The 14,689-nt window shown below is 64.0% G+C and carries 15 protein-coding genes; 10 read left to right on the top strand and 5 right to left on the bottom strand.

Annotated features, from left to right (window positions below; all coding sequences use genetic code 11):
* Positions 1-84: 84 nt before the first annotated feature.
* On the top strand, positions 85-1,233 hold the full coding sequence (locus F8A90_RS00890) for an anhydro-N-acetylmuramic acid kinase (protein WP_200018457.1): 1,149 nt from the start codon (positions 85-87) through the stop codon (positions 1,231-1,233).
* A gap of 106 nt (positions 1,234-1,339) precedes the next feature.
* On the opposite strand, the gene F8A90_RS00885 is transcribed toward F8A90_RS00890, so the two are convergent.
* Both F8A90_RS00885 and F8A90_RS00880 read right to left on the bottom strand, forming a co-directional pair.
* Positions 1,340-2,494, bottom strand: coding sequence for a PilT/PilU family type 4a pilus ATPase (locus F8A90_RS00885; RefSeq protein ID WP_166019002.1), 1,155 nt, complete (start codon positions 2,492-2,494; stop codon positions 1,340-1,342).
* A gap of 139 nt (positions 2,495-2,633) precedes the next feature.
* Positions 2,634-3,665: a type IV pilus twitching motility protein PilT gene (locus tag F8A90_RS00880; protein WP_166019003.1), complete on the bottom strand. Its 1,032-nt coding sequence runs from the start codon at positions 3,663-3,665 to the stop codon at positions 2,634-2,636.
* A 195-nt stretch (positions 3,666-3,860) separates the two neighbouring features.
* Here F8A90_RS00880 and F8A90_RS00875 point away from each other — a divergent pair, with 195 nt between their 5' ends.
* The 6 genes from F8A90_RS00875 to F8A90_RS00850 all read left to right on the top strand — a co-directional run bounded on the left by F8A90_RS00875 (position 3,861) and on the right by F8A90_RS00850 (position 9,091).
* Entirely contained in the window at positions 3,861-4,613 is a 753-nt protein-coding gene (locus F8A90_RS00875; protein WP_200018455.1) for a YggS family pyridoxal phosphate-dependent enzyme, read from the top strand.
* 88 nt (positions 4,614-4,701) lie between these two features.
* Complete coding sequence (gene proC / locus F8A90_RS00870) at positions 4,702-5,544, top strand: pyrroline-5-carboxylate reductase (RefSeq protein ID WP_200018449.1); 843 nt, start codon at positions 4,702-4,704, stop codon at positions 5,542-5,544.
* 149 nt (positions 5,545-5,693) lie between these two features.
* Positions 5,694-6,275, top strand: a complete 582-nt coding sequence (locus F8A90_RS00865) for a YggT family protein (RefSeq protein WP_043333437.1) — start codon at positions 5,694-5,696, stop codon at positions 6,273-6,275.
* A 283-nt stretch (positions 6,276-6,558) separates the two neighbouring features.
* Positions 6,559-7,755, top strand: a complete 1,197-nt coding sequence (gene metX / locus F8A90_RS00860; protein ID WP_200018448.1) for a homoserine O-succinyltransferase MetX — start codon at positions 6,559-6,561, stop codon at positions 7,753-7,755.
* The gene (gene metW, locus F8A90_RS00855; RefSeq protein WP_200018447.1) at positions 7,748-8,362 is read left to right on the top strand and encodes a methionine biosynthesis protein MetW; all 615 of its coding nucleotides are present in this window, start codon (positions 7,748-7,750) and stop codon (positions 8,360-8,362) included. The genes metX and metW overlap by 8 nt, the downstream gene beginning before the upstream one ends.
* A gap of 237 nt (positions 8,363-8,599) precedes the next feature.
* The gene (locus F8A90_RS00850; protein WP_200018446.1) at positions 8,600-9,091 is read left to right on the top strand and encodes an acyl-CoA thioesterase; all 492 of its coding nucleotides are present in this window, start codon (positions 8,600-8,602) and stop codon (positions 9,089-9,091) included.
* Between the two features lie 114 nt (positions 9,092-9,205).
* Here F8A90_RS00850 and F8A90_RS00845 read toward each other — a convergent pair whose 3' ends face one another.
* Positions 9,206-10,288, bottom strand: a complete 1,083-nt coding sequence (locus F8A90_RS00845) for a ChaN family lipoprotein (protein WP_200018445.1) — start codon at positions 10,286-10,288, stop codon at positions 9,206-9,208.
* Positions 10,289-10,434: 146 nt separating this feature from the next.
* Here F8A90_RS00845 and F8A90_RS00840 point away from each other — a divergent pair, with 146 nt between their 5' ends.
* Positions 10,435-10,806, top strand: coding sequence for a Rieske (2Fe-2S) protein (locus F8A90_RS00840; RefSeq protein WP_166019010.1), 372 nt, complete (start codon positions 10,435-10,437; stop codon positions 10,804-10,806).
* A gap of 68 nt (positions 10,807-10,874) precedes the next feature.
* Here the strand turns inward: F8A90_RS00840 and sfsA are convergent, their stop codons facing one another.
* Both sfsA and F8A90_RS00830 read right to left on the bottom strand, forming a co-directional pair.
* Positions 10,875-11,717 (bottom strand): DNA/RNA nuclease SfsA, encoded by an 843-nt coding sequence (gene sfsA / locus F8A90_RS00835; protein WP_200019814.1) that lies wholly within the window; start codon positions 11,715-11,717, stop codon positions 10,875-10,877.
* Positions 11,717-12,901: an aminotransferase class I/II-fold pyridoxal phosphate-dependent enzyme gene (locus F8A90_RS00830; RefSeq protein WP_200018443.1), complete on the bottom strand. Its 1,185-nt coding sequence runs from the start codon at positions 12,899-12,901 to the stop codon at positions 11,717-11,719. The genes sfsA and F8A90_RS00830 overlap by 1 nt, the downstream gene beginning before the upstream one ends.
* A 275-nt stretch (positions 12,902-13,176) precedes the next feature.
* Here F8A90_RS00830 and dksA point away from each other — a divergent pair, with 275 nt between their 5' ends.
* Entirely contained in the window at positions 13,177-13,614 is a 438-nt protein-coding gene (gene dksA / locus F8A90_RS00825; protein WP_166019012.1) for an RNA polymerase-binding protein DksA, read from the top strand.
* 134 nt (positions 13,615-13,748) lie between these two features.
* Complete coding sequence (gene gluQRS / locus F8A90_RS00820; protein WP_200018441.1) at positions 13,749-14,684, top strand: tRNA glutamyl-Q(34) synthetase GluQRS; 936 nt, start codon at positions 13,749-13,751, stop codon at positions 14,682-14,684.
* Positions 14,685-14,689: the final 5 nt, after the last annotated feature.

The raw sequence follows: 14,689 nt of genomic DNA, 5'->3' as shown, positions 1-14,689 counted from the left end.
ATGGCATGCACCCCCTGCTGCAGGGCGGTGTGCTCACGAGCTTCACACCCCTGTTGCACGCCCCCAATGATCGGGAGACCCCCAATGGCGCTCTACCTTGGCTTGATGACCGGCACCAGCCTGGACGGACTCGATATCGCCTTGCTCGATATCGTCCCCTCCTCGCCAGACCACGAACGGATTCGCTTCATTGATGGGCTCGATCTGCCGCTGCCCGAGACACTGCGGACTCGCCTCTGGCAGCTGATGCATTGCGATGAGGCATGCTTCGCGGATCTCGCCGCCGCCGAGAAGGCGTTGGCCGAACTGGCCGCCAGCGCAGTGACGCGCTTGCTGACCCGCCAACAACTGACTGCAGAAAATGTCGCAGCCATTGGCAGCCATGGCCAGACCATCGAGCATCGTCCCTATGGCTTCAGCGATCAGCCATGCCACACACCCTACACTTTGCAGCTCGACAACCCCAGCCTGCTGGCCGAGCTGTGCGGCATCCCTGTAGTTGCTGACTTCCGCCGCCGTGATCTGGCCGCCGGCGGTCAGGCGGCCCCGCTGGCACCCGCCTTCCACGCAGCCCTGTTCAGCCAGCCAGACCAATGGCATGGGCTGCTCAACCTGGGCGGCATCGCAAACCTGACGCTACTTCCCCCTCAGGACTCCACGGCTGACGTCATCGGCTTCGATACCGGCCCAGCAAACTGCCTGCTGGACGCCTGGCATGCCCGTCATCGTGGTACCGCGGTGGATCAGGATGGTCAATGGGCCGCCAGCGGCAGGGTGATTCCTGACTTGCTCGAGAGATTGCTGTCGGCCGATTACTTTCGCCGACCGCTCCCCAAGAGCACTGGCCGCGAAGACTTCCATCTCGACTGGCTGGCACAGCACCTGACCGGCGACGAGTCACCGGCCGACGTGCAGGCCACACTTCTGAGCCTGACCGTCGAGAGCATCGCGCAGTCACTGGAGCAGACCGGCGTATCACTGGCCGCACTGACTCCCTGCGGTGGCGGGGCACGCAATGGCACCCTGCTCACGCAGCTGGAGCAGCGCCTGGCGCAAGGCGAGCAGGCGACTCCCCTCGTGTCCTGCGCTGACATGGGATGGAACGCAGACCTGCTCGAAGCCAGCGCCTTTGCCTGGCTGGCGGCGCGCAGAGTACTGGAGCGCCCCGGCAACCTGCCCAGCGTCACCGGTGCAAGCGGCCCGAGAGTATTGGGCGGTCTCTACGCTCGCTGATCCTCATCGGATACGAAAAAGCCGCCCTCTTCATCACAAGAAGGGCGGCTTTTGATTGGCCAATCACCATGCTGACATCACCGACAGCTGGCATGACCGACACGCCTCAGTCGTCATCCCCCTGCAGCGAGAAGCGACTGGCGGCATTCAGGACATCCAGCTGGGCTTCCTGGGCGCTATCGGAATCGCCGAACTTGATCATCAGGCGCAGGTCATTGGCGGAATCGGCATGCGCCAATGCCACCTCCTCAGTGATCAAGCCCTGCTGATGCAAGGCATACAACGATTGATCAAATGTCATCATGCCCTGCTGCTGCGAGCGCTTCATGACGTCCTTGATCTCGACCACCGCGCCCTTGCGGATCAGGTCGACGATCAGCGGCGAACGCAGCATCACCTCAATGGCCGGCACGCGCTGGGTGGTATTGCCACTCCTGTGAGGCAACAGCTGCTGGGCCACGATGCCCTTGAGGTTCAGCGATAGATCCATCCACACCTGCTCATGACGCTCCTCCGGGAAGAAGTGGATGATGCGATCCAGGGCCTGGTTGGCATTGTTGGCATGCAACGTCGCAAGACACAGGTGGCCTGTCTCGGCGAAGGTCAGCGCGTGTTCCATGGTCTCACGCGAGCGGATCTCACCGATCATGATCACGTCCGGCGCCTGACGCAGCGTATTGCGCAGTGCCACCTCGAAGGACTCGGTATCGATCCCCACTTCACGCTGCGTCACGATGGAGCGCTGGTGAGGGTGGATATACTCGATCGGGTCTTCGATACAGATGATATGCCCGCTCGAGGTCTGGTTGCGGTGCTGGATCATCGCTGCCAGCGAGGTCGACTTGCCGGCGCCGGTACCGCCGACGAAGATCACCAGACCACGCTTGGTCTCGGAAAGCCCCTTGATGATCTCCGGTAGCCGCAACTCTTCCAGGCTGGGAATTGACAGCTGGATACGGCGAATCACCATGCCCATCTGGCTACGCTGGTAGAAGGCACTGATCCTGAAGCGCCCGACTCCCGGCAGACTATGCGCGAAGTTGGCCTCGCGCTCTTCCTCGAAGCGCTCACGCTGCATGTCACTCATCGGCGCGAGCACCAGCTCTCTCACCTGATCGACACCCAGCTTCTTGTCACCCAGCGCCACCATGCGGCCATTGACCTTCATCTGCGGCGGCGTGCCGGTGGAGATGAACAGGTCCGAGCTGCCCTTGCTGACCATCAACTGCAGAAGTTCATGCAGCCATTCATGAGGAGTCATGAGTTGTATCCCGATATGCGCCTTGAGAGTCGCGCCCAAGGCCTCGCGCTGAAATGCCGTCCCATGAACCTGAAAAGTTGACGTGTTCCGGCCCCTGCCCCACCTACCTGCAACGTGATTGTCGGCCCTCCTGGCGAATTCAGCTCAACAAGCCCTTGGCTTTCGCCTGAGCATCTTCATTGGTCACCAGCCCTTCCGCCAGCAGACGCGTCAGCGCTGCATCCAATGTCTGCATGCCCAGGGCGCCACCGGTCTGGATGGAGGAATACATCTGCGCCACCTTGTCCTCGCGGATCAGGTTACGGATGGCAGGCGTCGCGATCATGATCTCGTGAGCCGCCACCCTGCCACCGCCAACTTTCTTGAGCAGTGTCTGGGCGATGACACCCTGCAAGGACTCGGACAGCATCGAGCGCACCATCGACTTCTCCTCGCCGGGGAAGACATCGATGATACGGTCGACGGTCTTGGTCGCGGAGGTGGTGTGCAGGGTGCCGAACACCAGGTGGCCCGTCTCGGCCGCGGTCAGTGCCAGACGGATGGTCTCGAGATCCCGCAGCTCGCCGACCAGAATGACATCCGGGTCTTCACGCAGCGCCGAACGCAGCGCGGGCGCGAAGCCGTGGGTGTCACGGTGCACTTCACGCTGGTTGACCAGACAGCGCTTGGACTGGTGCACGAATTCCACCGGGTCCTCGATGGTGAGGATGTGGTCGTACTTGTTCTCGTTGATGTAATCGACCATCGCCGCCAGCGTGGTGGATTTACCGGAGCCAGTCGGTCCGGTGACAAGAATCAGGCCACGCGGCAGCATGCACATCTTGCGGAAGGCTTCACCGAGCCCCAGATCCTCCATCGTCAGCACTTCCGAGGGGATGGTACGGAAGACGGCCCCCGCGCCACGCCCCTGATGGAAGGCGTTGACACGAAAGCGCGAGACGCCCGGCACCTCGAAGGAGAAATCGGTCTCGAGGAACTCCTCGAAGTCACGGCGCTGCTTGTCGTTCATGATCTCGTAGATCAGCGCGCGCACCTGCTTGTCATCCATTGACGGCACATTGATGCGCCGCACATCACCGTCGACACGAATCATCGGTGGCAAACCTGCGGACAGGTGAAGATCCGACGCGTTCTGTTTTGCCGAAAAAGCCAGCAGTTCGGTAATATCCATGCAGTTCCCTCGCGAAGACCGAAGCTCTTGTACCAACGAGTCTTGTGTACTCTGGTGAAAGTGTGAAGTGGCTCTTCAGTAGATAGTGCGATGGGCACCATGTCACCAGGCCTGTCACGCTCATGCTATTGATGACACGCCTGATACCGTGCCAGCCATCGCCAGGTTGTTCCGCAAATTCTGGAGCCGAGCCGCATGACCGCAGTCCCCGACGACGAAGCTTGTGTTACCCAGTGTATCCTAGAGGCCCGCGCGCGGCTGGAAAAGGCATTGCAGACAAGTAAACGCAACGCTGATTCGGCGCAAGTGCTGGCCGTCAGCAAGACCAAACCCGCCACGCTGGTGCGCGCAGCCTGGCAATCCGGCCAGCGGGCCTTCGGCGAGAACTACCTGCAGGAAGCGCTGGACAAGCAGCAGGCGCTGTCGGACCTCACCGATATCGAATGGCATTTCATCGGCCCCATCCAGTCCAACAAGACGCGCGCCATTGCCGAGCACTTCGCCTGGGTGCATACCGTGGAACGCGAGAAGATCGCACGTCGCCTGAGCGAGCAGCGCCCCGATGAGCTTGGCGCGCTCGATGTCTGCCTGCAGGTCAATATCTCCGGCGAAGCCTCCAAGGCTGGCGTGGCACCGCAGGAATTGCTGGCGCTGGCCGAGACGGTGATCGCGCTGCCCGGGCTGCGCCTGCGCGGCCTGATGGCGATTCCGGCTCCCTGCGCCGCCGATGCCAGTGAGGCCGAGCGCCGAGCGCCCTTCCGCCAGCTGCGCGAGCTGCTGGAGCGACTGCAGACACGCTTCCCCGCCACCAGCTACCCGCAGGCCCGGCTCGATACGCTCTCGATGGGCATGAGCGCGGATCTTGAGGCCGCCGTCGCCGAAGGTGCGACACTGGTACGCCTCGGCACTGCCATCTTCGGCGCACGTGACTATTCCCACGTCCACTGAGTCCTACGCTCGCTGATGCAAGCCCAACGCTCACGCAAGGCTCTCGGGCTTGCCGCCAGCCCTCCCACTGAATGATCAGGAGCACCGCATGACGCACCAGAGCACCGCTACACCGCGCACCATCGCCTTCATCGGCGCCGGCAACATGGCCAGTGCCATCTTCGGCGGCATGGTCGATGCCGGCTATCCCGCGGACCGCATCATCGCCACGGCTCGCTCGCGCGAGACACTGGATGCCCTCGAGCAGCGCTATGGCGTGAGCACGACCCAGGACAACGCCTACGCCGTCTCGCAAGCCGATGTGGTGGTGCTGGGCGTCAAGCCGCAGATGATGCATGACGTCTGCCAGGCACTGACCCCTGCGGTGCAGAACCGCAAGCCGCTGATCGTCTCGGTCGCGGCCGGCATCACCTGCGACAGCCTCGAGCGCTGGCTGGGCGGCGACCTCACCATCATCCGCTGCATGCCCAACACGCCGTCACTGGTCGGTGTCGGTGCCAGCGGTCTCTATGCCACCGCCCAGGTGACGGAGGAGCAACGCGGCTTGATGGATGAGATGCTGACTGCGGTCGGTATCGTCGAGTGGGTCGAGGAAGAAGGTCTGCTGGAAGCCGTCACCGGCATTTCCGGCTCCGGCCCGGCCTACTTCTTCCTGTTCATCGAGTCACTCGAAGCGGCAGGCATCGAGCTGGGACTGAACGCCGAGACCGCGCGCCGCCTGGCGATCCAGACCGCCCGCGGTGCCGCCGAGATGGCCTTCTCCAGCGAGCATGAGCCTGCCGAGCTGCGCCGTCGCGTGTGCTCGCCGAATGGCACCACGGAGCGCGCCATCAACAGCTTCGAGGAGGATGGGCTGCGCGATATCGTCGAGCGCGCCGCCAAGGCCTCCAGCGTGCGCGCCGCCGAGCTTGCCCGCGAGCTGGATCGCTGACAGCCTCTGCCCCACTGACAACTCCTGCAGGTCGCTGGCAGGCCGAGTCACAACAGGCCATCATGCGCTGTTCATCTGTTGTTGGCATGCTAGCGGCATGACGCGTGCACTATCGCGCGCCCACTTCTCACCGTCTTAAGGAAAGCCCCATGGGTGCTATGGGTAATATCGGACTTCAGCTGGTCACCATCCTGCTGCAACTGTTTGTCTACATTCTGATGCTGCGCTTCCTGCTGCAGCTGTCCCGCGCGGACTTCTACAACCCGGTCACCCAGTCAGTGGTCAAGGCGACCAACCCGCTAGTGGCCCCGTTGCAGGGCATCCTGCGCCCGCTGGGTCGCTTCGACATCGCCACCTTGGCCGCGGCCTTCATCGTCGTCAGCCTGGTGCTGGTCGCGATCGGCGCCCTGTTCGGTGGCGGCATGCTGCCGGTTGGTTTCATCGCGCTGACGGCGCTGGGCACCATTCTCGACAGCATCATCAACATCTACTTCTTCGCGCTGATCGCGATGATCATCCTGTCGTGGGTCGCACCGCAGGCCAACCACCCGGGCGCCATCCTGGTCCACCAGCTGGTCGATCCGATCATGAAGCCGGTGCGCAAGGTGATCCCGTCGATCGGCATGCTCGATCTGTCGCCGATCTTCGTGTTCATCGCACTCAATCTGGTCGGCAGCCTGATCAACCAGACCCTGCCGTCACTGGGCATGCTGCGCAGCGCCTTCAGTTAAGCCGGCGCTCCGCCAGCCAGGATGGCTCGCACGCGCCCAAGGGCACGCGCCCAAGGCGCAGGCCGACGAGATCAGCGCCCGCCACGGACTCCCGTAGCGGGCGCTCTTGCATCGTGTGTCACTGGATCACGCGTGCGCACGCTGTGCTAGAGTGAGCCCTCGGCCGAAGCCAGAACCACGGTGCACGAGACGCCCACAAGGCGCATCACCGCGGCTTCGCGCCCCGGACACGGGCCTTGCCCCGAACACTCTGCTGGACATGATGCTGGAAACCTTCACCACGATGCCTGATTCCCTGCCCCCGGATTCGGTCGGTCTCGTCACGCCTCAGACTGCCCACTTCGATACCCCGCTGGAGCTGGCCTGCGGCAGACGCCTCGAGCAGTACTCGCTGGTCTACGAGACCTACGGCGAGCTGAACGCGGACGCCAGCAACGCCATCCTGATCTGTCACGCCCTCACCGGCCACCATCATGCGGCTGGCTATCACGCCATGAGCGACCGCAAGCCTGGCTGGTGGGACGACTACATCGGCCCCGGCAAGCCCATTGATACCTCGCGCTTCTTCGTCATCGCGCTGAACAACATCGGCGGCTGCCACGGCAGTACCGGCCCGACCTCGATCAACCCGGAGACGGGCGAGCAATGGGGGCCTGACTTCCCATTGGTGACCGTGCCGGACTGGGTCGAGAGCCAGAAGCGCCTCGCCGAGTCTCTCGGCATCACTCGCTTCGCGGCGGTGGTCGGCGGCTCGCTGGGTGGCATGCAGGCGCTGCAGTGGGTGTTGGACCACCCTGATCGCGTCGGTCATGTCGCCATCATCGCCTGTACGCCGAAACTCTCGGCGCAGAACATCGCCTTCAATGAAGTCGCGCGTCAGGCGATTCGCTCTGACCCGGAATTCCATGACGGCTGGTACTCGCGTGTCGATGCCGTACCCAGACGCGGCCTCAAGCTGGCACGCATGGTCGGCCACATCACCTATCTTTCCGAGCATTCGATGGGCACCAAGTTCGGGCGCGACCTGCGTCAGGACCGCCTCAACTTCGGTTACGACGTCGATTTTCAGGTCGAGAGCTATCTGCGCCACCAGGGCGATACCTTCTCCACCGCCTTCGACGCCAATACCTACCTGCTGATGACCAAGGCGCTCGACTACTTCGATCCGGCCGCCACGGCAGGCGATGACCTGTCCGCGGCCATGGCGCCGATCAGCTGCCCGGTACTGGTGGTCAGCTTCACCACCGACTGGCGCTTCGCGCCGTCACGCTCTCGCGAGCTGGTCAATGCCATGATCCATGCCGGCAAGTCGGTCAGCTACGCCAACATCGACTCGCCGCACGGGCATGATGCCTTCCTGCTGCCGGGCGAACGCTACGAGGCGGTACTGGGCAACTTCCTGACTCGCGCTTACGACCACGCCTGTGGCGCGCCAGCCACGCGAAAGCCGAGCAGCACCAAGGAGACCCGCCATGCGTAACGATCTCGCCCAGATTCATGACTGGATACCCGAAGGCGCACGTGTGCTCGACCTCGCCTGTGGTGATGGCACCCTGCTGGCCTCACTGAAGGAAACCAAGCAGGTCTTCGGCTATGGCCTGGAGATCGACCCCGACAACATCAGCGCCTGTGTGGCCCGTGGCGTGAACGTCATCGAGCAGAATGTCGATGACGGCCTGGCCAACTTCGCCGACGATACCTTCGATCGCGTGGTGATGTCCCAGGCATTGCAGGTACTACGTCGCCCGGACCGTGCGCTGGAAGAGATGATGCGCGTCTCGCGTGAAGCCATCATCACCTTCCCCAACTTCGCCTACTGGCGTCACCGCCTGCACCTTGGCCTCAAGGGGCGCATGCCGGTCTCCAAGTCGCTGCCTCACGCCTGGTACGACACGCCGAACATCCACCTGTCGACCTTCGCGGACTTCGAGCGCCTGTGTCGCGCCCAGGGCCTCAAGATCATCGACCGTGCGGTCGGCAATGGCGATCACGAACCGCATCCGGCGGCGACCTGGTGGCCGAACCTGTTCGGAGAAGTGGCCATCTTCCGCGTCTGCCGCGACAACTGCCCGCCCGATCACCGCTGAGTTCAGGCGCCCTACAGCAGTCGCGCCAGGCACCGCAAGAAAACGGCCGACAGGACACTCCTGTCGGCCGTTTCGTGTCATGACACCACCAATTCTTCCGCGCCGCGATAGTGCTGCGCTATCCGGGCCATGCACAGACAGTCGCAACTAAAGTCTATATACTTTCGAGGTAAACGCAGCTGAGGATCACGGCACGCACTTCCGGTGAGGTGCGCCGGCATCCCGAGGAGAGAGTGCATGAACTTCCATACCCGCAAATGGGTCAAGCCCGAAGACCTCAACCCCAACGGCACCCTGTTCGGTGGACGTCTGCTGGCTTGGATCGATGAAGAAGCGGCCATCTACGCCATCGTCCAGCTGGGCACCTCACGCGTGGTCACCAAGTTCATGTCGGAGATCAACTTCGTCTCCAGCGCGCGTCAGGGCGACATCATCGAACTGGGCATCACCGCCAGCGCCTTCGGTCGCACCTCGATCTCGCTGTGCGTCGAGATCCGCAACAAGATCACCCGCGAGCGCATCCTGACCATCGACCGCATCGTGCTGGTCAGTGTCGATGCCGACTTCAAGCCGGTGCCCCACGGCCGCACGCGCATCACCTATATCGAAGACCGCTTCCGTGAGCAGGCCGGCAGCAACGATAGCCATGACGACGGCCACAACGATGAGACGCCGCAGAAGGCGCCGCGACGTCGTGCCGAGAGCGCGTCGGACCTCAAGAACGCCTGATCGCGTCACTGTTCAGGTCGGGCCACGCAGGTAGCACCAACGAAAAAGGCACCTCCGAGAGGTGCCTTTTTTCATGCCGGGCATTCAGCCCGCTGTTGTGTCGCTGGCTGGCCGCTAGCTGACGGTCGTCTGCATCGTTTCCCGCAGGCCTTCACAGGCATCCGCGACTGGCGCCGTCGCCGGCGTGAACCACACCAGATCATAGGCCGGTGCCGCACCGGCACTCTCCGGCAGATAGTCGGTGAGATGTGTCAGCGGTTGACCCGCGTCATCCCAGGCCACCGGCATCAGCGCCACGGACAGCGTGCTGCCATCCAGCCAGCGCGGCACGCCGATATCACGACGGGCATGACCGGAGCCGCACACCAGCAAGCTGGTGGCACCGTCGGCCGCCAGGCCCTCCAGTCGTTCTGCCATCTGCTGATCACGCGCCAGCTGCGCACGCAGCATCGCATCCAGGCGCTCTGCGCCCAGCAGGCCGCAATGGCCTTCATCCAGTGCCTCACGCTGCAGGCGCAGTACCGCTTCCGGCAGCGCCAGCGGCGGCTGTCCTGCTGCCATGCTGGCCTCCAGCTGTGCCGCCGACAGGCTGGCAGACGCCAGTGGCGCACCACTGTCCAGCGCTCCGCGCAGCAGGGGGGCGTAATCGGTGAAAGGCCAACGCGCATTCCAGGCCAGCAGCTGCTGAAGCTCGTCATCCGGCAGTCCCGCGACCGCAAGCGAGGTGCGGTTGGCCAGCGACAAGGCGGCATCCTGGGTCGTGTCCAGCATCTCCAGCGCCACACCGCCCAACTGACGCCGCGCAACCAGCGCATCGATCAACCAGCGTTCCAGCTGGTGATGGTCCGGATTGTCGTGATGCTCGCCCAGCAGCACCATCGAGTGCGCCTGACTCCAATCGACCAGCGCCGCTGGCGACAGACGACGATTGCCCTCCGCGACCAGAATGCTGCCCAGCAACGGGTGGGATGCCTTGGGGTCATGCCAGGCTGGCAGCGGGGGCAAGGGCCCGTTGGCCGGCTGAGCGGCCTGTGCGAGCGGGCTGCTCAGTGCCGTACCCAGCACGGAAAGCCCGCCCGCCGAGGCGACCATGCCGGCCAGCAACTGGCGACGGCTCACCCCGGCCGTGCGCTCAGGCGTCTCGGATTCGTTGCTGGAGCGGAAGCTGGATTTGAGCGAGCGGCGGAATAGCGACATGAAGATGACCCGGCATGGAAGGAAGCGGCAAGACACGGTAAAAGACCACAAGAGAGCGTGCCAACGCTGCCATGATACCCGATGCGAGCCCCCTCATGTCCGAAAGGCCACCAACACTACCGCAAGGGCCTTCATCCAGACTGTGCTTGAGACTGCCGCTGCCATCACTGCCCATCGGCCGCAGCATGGCACTGACACTCGATGATGGCCGTCCGGCCCTGCTGGTGATGCAGCCCGATGGTCTGCGCGCCTTCCTCGACCGCTGCCCGCACCAGGGCAGTCGAATGCTGACCGAGGACGAGACTGGCGATCCCTACATGGACGCGACCGGCGGCCTGATCCTCTGCCACCGCCATCAGGCCTGTTTCGAACCGCATCACGGCACCTGCATCAGCGGCCCCTGCGTCGGCCAACGCTTGACCGCGCTGGACATCGAGCTGGTGCACAACGATGCCTCGCCAGCACTGTTGCTGCTGTGGGAGGCCGCAGGCAGCGGTGGAGAAACGAGGGAGAAATGACGGAGAGATGATAGAGAGATTATAGAGAGAGGCGTGCGCTGACTGACAGGTTAGCGCCAGCGATCTGATCAGCCAGCAAAGCACGCGTCATGCAGTGGCAGCGCGCGCGTCAGGCCCAGTCTTGCTCGCCACAGCGGCTGGCCCGCGTCCGAGAGAGACTCCTCGAGCGTGATCTGCATGCCCAGCGCCAGCACCTCGACACCAGCGGCCTGCGCCTGGGCAAAGGCCTGTGCATAGGCCGGGTCGAGATGCGCCGCCGGTGCGACATCCTCGATCCCTTCATGCGCGACACAGAACACCAGCACGCAGCGGTGGCCTGCTGCGACCAGCGCCGCGAGGCTGGCCAGATGGCGCTGGGCACGCGTACTCACCGAGTCCGGGAAATAGCCGTGACCGTCGGATTCACGCAGCGTCAGTTGCTTGACCTCCAGATAGATCGAGGCCGCGCCCTCCTCCTTCGGCCACATCTGGAAGTCGAGCCGTGAACGCTCCGGCGTGTCATTGCCCGGCAGCAGGACCTCGACACGCGACTCGCGCTTGAGGCGCGCAAAGTCGGCGAGCCCCATGTCATGCAGCACGCTGACGCTGGCCTGCTGCAGCGCCGCCTCGACATGGGCATTGGCACGCCCGGTATGCACCGCAACCAAGGCCTCACGCCGACCGTCAGCGCCGGGCGGGGCCATGGGCAGGCGAATCAGCTCCCAGGTCCAGGCGAGCTTGCGCTTGGGGTTGTCGGACGGCGACAGCCATACCTCACAACCTTCCACGCACACCGCGCGCATCGAGCCGGTATTCGGGCAATGCGCCGTCACCACTTCACCAGCCCGCTCACCCTCGAGCAGCTCCACCTCGGCGAAGAAGCGCTTGTAGCGACGGATCAGGCGACCACGATACAGCCCCTCAAGCTCCATCAAGCCGACACTCCCGCCCGGCTGGCACGCCGCTCAAGGAAGCGCTCCATGCGGGCCAATGCCTCGCACAGACGCGCCTCATCGGCGGTGAAGGCGATACGCACATGGCGACGCCCTTTGGCCAGCGCGAAGTCCGTGCCCGGCGTGATGGCGACATTCTCTTCTTCCAGCAGTGCGCGACAGAAGGCCTCGCTGTCATCACTCAGGTGCGAGATATCCAGCCAGACGTAGAAGGCGCCCTGCGGCGGCACCGACGGCGCCAGCCCCAGGCGTTCGAGCCCGGCCAGCAGCACGCCACGACGGGCTTCCAGCACCTGCCGACGACGCTCGAGCTCTGCTTCGCATTCCGGCGTGAAGGCCGCCAGCGCCGCATGCTGGGCAGGTGTCGACGCGGCCAGGAAGACATTCTGCGCCAGGCGTGACAATGGCTCGACCGCGGCTTCCGGCGCCACCAGCCAGCCCAACCGCCAGCCTGTCATGCCGAAGTATTTCGAGAAGCTGTTGATGACGAAGGCATCGGGGCACTCTGCCAGTGCGGTGTGCGCAGGCACGCCATAGGTCAATCCCTGATAGATCTCATCCACCAGCAGGTGTGCATCTCGCGACTGGCACAGCTCGCCCAGCGCCTTCAATTCCTCGGGCGACAGCACGTGTCCGGTGGGATTGGAGGGCGATGCCACCATCACTGCCCGCGTGTTCTCGCGCCAGAAATCATCGGCAAGTTCGGCAGTCAGCTGCCAGCCACTCTCGGCATTGACGGGCACCACATCCAGCTGGGCATCCACGAGACCCATGAAGTGGCGATTGCAGGGGTAGGTCGGGTCGGCCATCAGGACGCTATCGCCACGCTCGGCGCACAGCAGCGTGGCCAGCAGCAAGGCACCGGAGGCGCCGGGCGTGATGATGATACGGGAGGGAGAGACCGTGACGCCGTGGCGACGCTGATAGTCTGCCGCGATGGCGTCACGCAGGGCCGGCAGGCCGCAGGCAGGGGTGTAGCGCGTCTGACCGGCCGCCAGTGCTGCCTGCCCGGCGGCGATCACCGGCGCAGGGGTCGGGAAGTCAGGCTCCCCCACTTCCAGATGGATGACGTCATGGCCAGCGGCCTCGCGTGCCTGGGCGGCTTCCAGCAGCGTCATCACACGAAAGGCGGCGACGGATTCAAGGCGGCGGGCAAACGGCATGACAACACTCCTCAGGATGGGAGCTTCATTCTAGGCGCCTGCCAAGGCCCATTCCCAGCCCCTTCGTGCAGGAAAATCGGTGTTTTCCGATACGCACCTGACCACTGCCCGCTACAAACTATCGTCGGAGATCGGTTGCAAACTTGTCATTTTTACGCTAAATAAGCTGATCTTCTCGCGAGGGCAGCAGTCAGGACAGCCCCCTCGCCGTGGCCAAGGAGGCAGTGCATCAGGCTGTCGACGGCCCAAGTCACCTTGCGGAATGAGGCGGTCCCATGCCCTTAGCTGAAACCAAGCCAGAAGCGCTTAAGAAATTCACCCCGTATGAGCCGGCTGCGGGTGAAGAGTACATGAACGAGAAGCAGCTAGCGCACTTCCGCCAGATCCTGATGGAGTGGAAACAGGAGCTGATGGAAGAGGTCGATCGCACCGTGCGTCACCTGCAGGAAGATGCCAACAACTATGCAGACCCTGCAGACCGTGCCACTCAGGAAGAAGGCTTCAGCCTCGAACTGAGAACGCGTGATCGCGAGCGCAAGCTGCTGAAGAAGATCAACGAAACCATCGATAACATCGATGAAGACGACTACGGCTTCTGCGAGTCCTGTGGCATCGAGATCGGGATCCGCCGCCTGGAAGCACGTCCGACCGCGACCCAGTGTGTCGACTGCAAGACGCTGGCCGAGTTGAAGGAAAAGCAGCTGGGCCGCTAAGCCCTGCTGTCGATGAAGCGACGTCAGGCCGTCGCCTCATCCCCCCATACGGGCACCCTCCTCGGAGCGGTGCCCGTATGCGTTCAGGCCCTGCTGTCTGCGAATTTCCCACCACGAAGGATGACGGAGCCCACATGCCTACCGCCTACCGTGGCCGCTTTGCCCCCACCCCTTCCGGCCCGCTGCATGCGGGCTCTCTGCTGGCCGCCGTCGCAAGCTACCTCGATGCCCGCCATCACGGCGGCGAGTGGCTGGTGCGTATCGAGGATATCGACCCGCCGCGCTGCCCCGCCGGGAGCGCCGATACCATTCTGCGCCAGCTGGATGCCTTCGGCCTGCAGCGCGATGGCGAACTCCGCCATCAGAGTCAGCGTCACGCCGCCTACGCCGAGGCACTGGAGCAACTGAAGGCCAGTGATATCGCCTACCCGTGTGACTGCTCGCGCAAGCAGTGGCGCGAGCACGCCATCTACCCCGGCTGGTGCCGCGAGCGAGCCGAACCTCCCACGGGCGAGCATGCCTGGCGACTGGATGTGCGTGCCGCAGAGCGCTTCGGCGGCCCCCGGGCCATCGCTGGCTGGCAGGACCGACTGCAGGGCGCGGTCCAGCTGGATCTCGCCGCGCTCGGCGATGTGGTGCTCAAGCGTCGCGATGGCCTGTGGGCCTATCAGCTGGCCGTGGTGGTGGATGATGCCGAGCAGGGCATCACCGATGTCGTGCGCGGGCTCGATCTGCTCGACAACAGCCCCTGGCAACGTCTGCTGCAGGCATCGCTCGACCTGCCGATGCCCCGCCTGACACATCTGCCGCTGATCACGGCCGAGAATGGCCAGAAGCTCTCCAAACAGAATCTGGCGCCGGCCCTGCCAGAAGACGCCAGCGCGATTCGAACGCTGCTGCACCACACCCTGACGCTGCTCGGCCAGGCGCCGCCCTCCGAACTGGCGACCGCCAGCCCCGCGGAGCAACTCGCCCACGCCATTCCTCGCTGGTCACTCGCGGCAGTCGGTACCGCGCCGTCACTCAGTGCGGCCACGGCTCCAATGCCAAGGGCTGCCGAGAGTCGCTGAGAGCC

Origin of the sequence: Cobetia sp. cqz5-12 (genome assembly GCF_016495405.1) — a bacterium.
Taxonomy (GTDB): domain Bacteria; phylum Pseudomonadota; class Gammaproteobacteria; order Pseudomonadales; family Halomonadaceae; genus Cobetia.
The sequence above is the reverse complement of the archived record's forward strand: the minus strand, read 5'-3'. Positions and strand labels throughout refer to the sequence as shown.

Bases quoted from the DNA above. Each gene is read 5' to 3' on its own strand.
- F8A90_RS00890 (WP_200018457.1), top strand. From the start codon at position 85: ATGGCGCTCTACCTTGGCTTGATGACCGGCACCAGCCTGGACGGACTC.
- F8A90_RS00885 (WP_166019002.1), bottom strand. From the start codon at position 2,494: ATGACTCCTCATGAATGGCTGCATGAACTTCTGCAGTTGATGGTCAGC.
- F8A90_RS00880 (WP_166019003.1), bottom strand. From the start codon at position 3,665: ATGGATATTACCGAACTGCTGGCTTTTTCGGCAAAACAGAACGCGTCG.
- F8A90_RS00875 (WP_200018455.1), top strand. From the start codon at position 3,861: ATGACCGCAGTCCCCGACGACGAAGCTTGTGTTACCCAGTGTATCCTA.
- proC (WP_200018449.1), top strand. From the start codon at position 4,702: ATGACGCACCAGAGCACCGCTACACCGCGCACCATCGCCTTCATCGGC.
- F8A90_RS00865 (WP_043333437.1), top strand. From the start codon at position 5,694: ATGGGTGCTATGGGTAATATCGGACTTCAGCTGGTCACCATCCTGCTG.
- metX (WP_200018448.1), top strand. From the start codon at position 6,559: ATGCCTGATTCCCTGCCCCCGGATTCGGTCGGTCTCGTCACGCCTCAG.
- metW (WP_200018447.1), top strand. From the start codon at position 7,748: ATGCGTAACGATCTCGCCCAGATTCATGACTGGATACCCGAAGGCGCA.
- F8A90_RS00850 (WP_200018446.1), top strand. From the start codon at position 8,600: ATGAACTTCCATACCCGCAAATGGGTCAAGCCCGAAGACCTCAACCCC.
- F8A90_RS00845 (WP_200018445.1), bottom strand. From the start codon at position 10,288: ATGTCGCTATTCCGCCGCTCGCTCAAATCCAGCTTCCGCTCCAGCAAC.
- sfsA (WP_200019814.1), bottom strand. From the start codon at position 11,717: ATGGAGCTTGAGGGGCTGTATCGTGGTCGCCTGATCCGTCGCTACAAG.
- F8A90_RS00830 (WP_200018443.1), bottom strand. From the start codon at position 12,901: ATGCCGTTTGCCCGCCGCCTTGAATCCGTCGCCGCCTTTCGTGTGATG.
- dksA (WP_166019012.1), top strand. From the start codon at position 13,177: ATGCCCTTAGCTGAAACCAAGCCAGAAGCGCTTAAGAAATTCACCCCG.
- gluQRS (WP_200018441.1), top strand. From the start codon at position 13,749: ATGCCTACCGCCTACCGTGGCCGCTTTGCCCCCACCCCTTCCGGCCCG.